The organism is Nocardioides sp. (assembly GCF_036401255.1).
Taxonomy (GTDB): domain Bacteria; phylum Actinomycetota; class Actinomycetes; order Propionibacteriales; family Nocardioidaceae; genus Nocardioides.
Genome location: NZ_DASWVI010000342.1, coordinates 1 through 4,267 on the forward strand (window position 1 = coordinate 1; position 4,267 = coordinate 4,267).

Genomic DNA, 4,267 nt, shown 5'->3' on the forward strand with positions numbered 1-4,267 from the left:
GTCCGCTCCGGCGGCCGCGGCTCCGGCCGCGTCCGGCGCGCCGTCGCCGCTGCGCGGCACGACGGTGAAGATGTCGCGGCTGCGCAAGATCATCGCGAGCCGGATGGTCGAGTCGCTGCAGGGCTCGGCCCAGCTCACCCAGGTGGTCGAGGTGGACGTCACCAACATCGCGCGGCTGCGCGACGAGGTGAAGGCCGACTTCGTGGCCCGCGAGGGCGTGAAGCTGAGCTACCTGCCGTTCTTCGCGAAGGCCGCGATCGACGCGCTCAAGCACCACCCGGCGCTGAACGCGACCATCGACACCGAGGCCGGTGAGGTGACCTACTACGACCGGGAGAACCTCGCGATCGCGGTCGACACCGAGAAGGGCCTGATCACCCCGGTGATCAAGGACGCCGGCGACCTCTCGATCGCCGGCCTGGCCAAGAAGATCGCCGACGTCGCGGAGCGCACCCGGACCAACAAGATCGGTCCGGACGAGCTGTCGGGCGGGACGTTCACGATCACCAACCTCGGCAGCGTCGGAGCCCTGTGGGACACCCCGATCGTGAACAAGCCGCAGGTCGCCATCCTCGGCCCGGGCGCGGTCGTCAAGCGGCCGGTGGTCATCGACGACCCGAACCTGGGCGAGACCATCGCCGTGCGCTACATGGTCTACCTGGCGCTGACCTACGACCACCAGCTGGTCGACGGCGCCGACGCCGGCCGGTTCCTCACCGACGTCAAGCGACGCCTGGAGTCGGGCCAGTTCGAGATCTGAGGACCGACAGGACCAGGGCGGTGGCCCGGATCGACCAGGTCGGTCCGGGCCACCGCACTATGCCCGCCATCCTCACCTTCGTGACAGGCTGAGCGCATGGCACTCAACGTCGTGATCGCCGGCGCGTCCGGCTTCCTGGGCAGCCACCTGCGCGCCGAGCTGGAGCACCGCGGGCACTGGGTGATCGGGTTGATCCGGCGACCGAGCTCCACGCCCGGGGACTCCACGTGGGACCCGTACGCCGGCGTCTACGACCGGGACCTCATCGAGCGCGCCGACGTCGTGGTCAACCTGGCCGGGACGCCCACGGTCGGCAACCCGCACTCGGGCCGGTGGGCGCGGGAGCTGCGGGAGAGCCGGGTGACGACGACCCGGGTGCTGGCCGAGGCGATCGCCGAGAGCCACCGCAAGCCCGCGTTCCTCGCGGGCAACGCGATCGCCTGGTACGGCGACCACGGTGAGCAGGTCGTGACCGAGGAGTCCGAGAGCGTCGGCGACGCCCTGCTGACCCGGGTCACCCGGGAGTGGCAGGACGCCGCGACCCCGGCGGCCGACGCGGGCGCCCGGCTGTGCCTCCTGCGCACCGCACCGGTGATGGACCGCCGCTCGGCGCCGCTGAAGCAGCTGCAGCTGCTGACCCGGCTCGGCCTGGGCACCCGGCTCGGTGACGGGCGGCAGCGGATGGCGATGATCTCGCTGCGCGACTGGGTCGGCGGCGTCGCCCACCTGGTCGAGCACGACACCGCCGCAGGACCGGTGAACCTGTGCTGCCCCGAGACGCCGACCAACGGCGAGTTCACCCGTGCCCTGGCCCGGGCCACGCACCGCAAGGCGCTGCTCGTCGCGCCGCGGTTCGCGATCCAGGCCGCCGCCGGGCCCTTGGCCCCCGAGGCGCTCGGGTCGATCAACCTCCGGCCGGCCGCCCTGCAGGAGTCGGGCTACCGGTTCCAGGACCGCACGGTCGACGACGTGATCCGCGCGGGGCTCACAGCCTGAACCCGGTCTCCAGGCGCTGCAGCTGCCGGTCGAGCTCGTCGATCTTCTCCTCCAGCGACCGACCGGAGAGCACGAGCGCCGAGAGGATCACGCCCATGATCGCGCCGCTGACCGCGATCGCCTCGGGGTCCTCGACCGTGCGTCCGGCCCGCTCCGCGACCATCTCGAGGAGCAGCCGGGTGGAGCTGATGAGGAACTCGGCGAACGCCGCCCGCAGCTCGGGCTCCGAGAGCATCAGCTCGTTGCGTTCGGCGGCCGCCGCGGCCTGGTCGGCGGGCATGTCCCCGAAGGTGTGGCGCAGGGCGGCCCGGATCGCCGGCACCACCGCGATCTCCGGCGGCTGGGTCCGGAAGGTCTCGATGAAGATCGGGTCGAAGTCGTCGGTGAGGACGACGGCGGCCTTCGTGGGGAAGTAGCGGAAGAACGTGCTCGGCGACACGTCCGCGGCCTCGGCGATCTGCTCGACGGTGGTGGCGGCGTACCCCTTCTCTGCGAACAGCCGCAGCGCCTCCTGCTGGATCTCGAACCGGGTCCGCGCCTTCTTGCGCTCGCGCAGACCCGGCGCTCGCGCCGCCGGGTCCTCAGCCGATCGGGTCGTGCTCATGCTCCGAGTCTGCCTCGACCGAGGCCGCGGCGGCGTCTCGACCCGCCAGCGCCAGCACGGCCAGCACCGCGCCCGCCACCGCCAGCGCGGCCGAGACCCACAGCGTGGCGTCCATCCCGTGGACGAACGCCGCGCGGGCGGCCACGAGCAGGTCGGGCGATCCCACCCGGTGCGCGACCTCGGCGGCGGCCACGACGCTGTCGCGGGCGGCCGCGGCGGCGGTGGGGTCGAGGTCGCGCAGCGGCGGCTGCTCGAGCGGCAGGTCGCCGCGGTAGCCCGCGTTGAGCACCGAGCCGAGGATCGCGGCACCGAACGAGCTGCCGACCATGCGCACCGACTGGAGCACCGCTGACCCCACGCCCTCGGCGTCGGAGGGCAGGACACCGAGGGCGGCATCCATCGCGGTCGGCAGCGACATCCCGAGGCCGGCGCCGCAGACCGCGGTCCAGGTCGCGCTCGCCCAGCTGCCGTCGCCGAGAGCGGTGGTCGCGCCCCAGGCGAGACCGGCGCCGAGCAGGAGCATGCCCGCCGCGATCGTGGTGCGCGCCCCGACGCGCTGGGCCAGCACCCCGGACGGCAGCGCGGTCAGCAACATCCCCGCGATCAGCGGCAGCAGCCGCAGCCCGCTCGCCTCGGCGTCCAGGCCGTGGACCGCCTGGGTGTAGAGCGGGAGGGTGAACAGCAGGCCCATCATCACGAACGACACCACGGCCGCCACCACGGTCCCGCCGGAGAAGGCCCGCGAGCCGAACAGCCGCAGGTCCAGCATCGGCTCGGGGGTGCGGCGCAGCCACCACACGAACGCCCCGACCAGGCCCAGGCCGGCGAGCACCAGCAGGACCGACCGCGCGTCGGTCCAGCCGCGGTCGCCGGCCTCGATCACGCCGTAGCTCAGCACCGTCAGCGCCACGGCCGAGAGCACGGCCCCGCCGACGTCGACCCGCCCGGCCCGGGCTCCGCGCGACTCCGGCATCAACGCGACCAGGGCGACGAGGGCGATCGCGACGACCGGCACGTTGATGAGGAACACCCAGCCCCACCAGGCGTGCGTCAGCAGCCAGCCCCCGAGGAGCGGCCCCAGCGGGAAGCCGAGCATCGTCACCGACATCAGCACCCCGAGTGCGCGTGGCCGCTCGGCCTCGCTGAACAGGTACGGCGTCGCCGCCAGTGCCATCGGCACGATCGCCGCGGCACCCACCCCGAGGACGACGCGGGCCGCGATGAACGAGATCGGACCGGTCGCGGCGGCGCACGCCACCGAGCCGAGCCCGAACACGACGAGCGCCCCCAGGAGGACCCGGCGCCGTCCCCATCGGTCGCCGAGGATGCCGGCCGGGATCATCGCGGCCGCGAACGCCAGCGCGTACGCCGTGACGAACCACTGGAGCTGTCCCGTGGTCGCCTCGAGCTCGTCGCCGAGGGTGGCCAGCGCGACGCTGAGGATCGTGGCGTCCAGGCCCACGGCCAGCACCGCCGGGACCAGCGACAGCAGCGCCCACCAGCGCCGCGGTGACTCCTGGATCGGAACGGTCATGATCGCCCCCGGGTTTCTGATAGTGACTGTCAATTTCCAGTGTGCCGATTTTGACACTCACTGTCAATCGATGGCGGTCACCTCCTCGACGCACCACGCTCCCCCGCGCCGGACGAGCGCGACCCGGTGCACCGAGACCGTGTCGCGGGGCAGGGCGCGGCGTACCCCCTCCCCGACGGCGACCGCCGACGCGAGCCGGTCCACGACCACCAGCACCAGGCGGTCGGCGGCCTCGCCCCGCACCTCGACGGAGAGCAGCTGCATCCGCATGCCGAGGACGCGCAGGCCGCGCGCCCGCCAGGCGCGCAGCATCGCGACATCGGTCGCGCCGGCCGCGCTGTGGCGCGTGTAGAGCGCCCGCAGTCCCGCGACG

General features: G+C 73.3%; 5 protein-coding genes. 2 read left to right on the forward strand and 3 right to left on the reverse strand.

The window, feature by feature from the left end:
• Window positions 1–760: 2-oxo acid dehydrogenase subunit E2 (locus VGD85_RS15780; protein WP_331064388.1), on the forward strand; the 760-nt coding region annotated here is incomplete at its 5' end.
• 96 nt (window positions 761–856) lie between these two features.
• The gene (locus tag VGD85_RS15785; protein WP_331064389.1) at window positions 857–1,756 is read left to right on the forward strand and encodes a TIGR01777 family oxidoreductase; all 900 of its coding nucleotides are present in this window, start codon (window positions 857–859) and stop codon (window positions 1,754–1,756) included.
• Here the strand turns inward: VGD85_RS15785 and VGD85_RS15790 are convergent.
• The 3 genes from VGD85_RS15790 to VGD85_RS15800 all read right to left on the reverse strand — a co-directional run.
• A complete protein-coding gene (locus VGD85_RS15790) occupies window positions 1,746–2,360 on the reverse strand; it encodes a TetR family transcriptional regulator (protein WP_331064390.1) in 615 nt (204 codons plus the stop codon). The two genes, VGD85_RS15785 and VGD85_RS15790, sit on opposite strands and share 11 nt — an antisense overlap.
• Window positions 2,338–3,894 carry an MFS transporter gene (locus VGD85_RS15795; RefSeq protein WP_331064391.1) on the reverse strand — a complete coding sequence of 519 codons (1,557 nt, stop codon included), beginning with the start codon at window positions 3,892–3,894 and terminating at the stop codon, window positions 2,338–2,340. Before VGD85_RS15795 ends, VGD85_RS15790 begins: the two co-directional genes overlap by 23 nt.
• 63 nt (window positions 3,895–3,957) lie before the next feature.
• Window positions 3,958–4,267 (reverse strand): hypothetical protein (locus VGD85_RS15800; RefSeq protein ID WP_331064392.1); only part of this gene is annotated, 310 nt, incomplete at its 5' end.

Coding starts and splice junctions, on each gene's coding strand:
- VGD85_RS15790 (WP_331064390.1), bottom strand. CDS start 2,360: ATGAGCACGACCCGATCGGCTGAGGACCCGGCGGCGCGAGCGCCGGGT.
- VGD85_RS15795 (WP_331064391.1), bottom strand. CDS start 3,894: ATGACCGTTCCGATCCAGGAGTCACCGCGGCGCTGGTGGGCGCTGCTG.
- VGD85_RS15785 (WP_331064389.1), top strand. CDS start 857: ATGGCACTCAACGTCGTGATCGCCGGCGCGTCCGGCTTCCTGGGCAGC.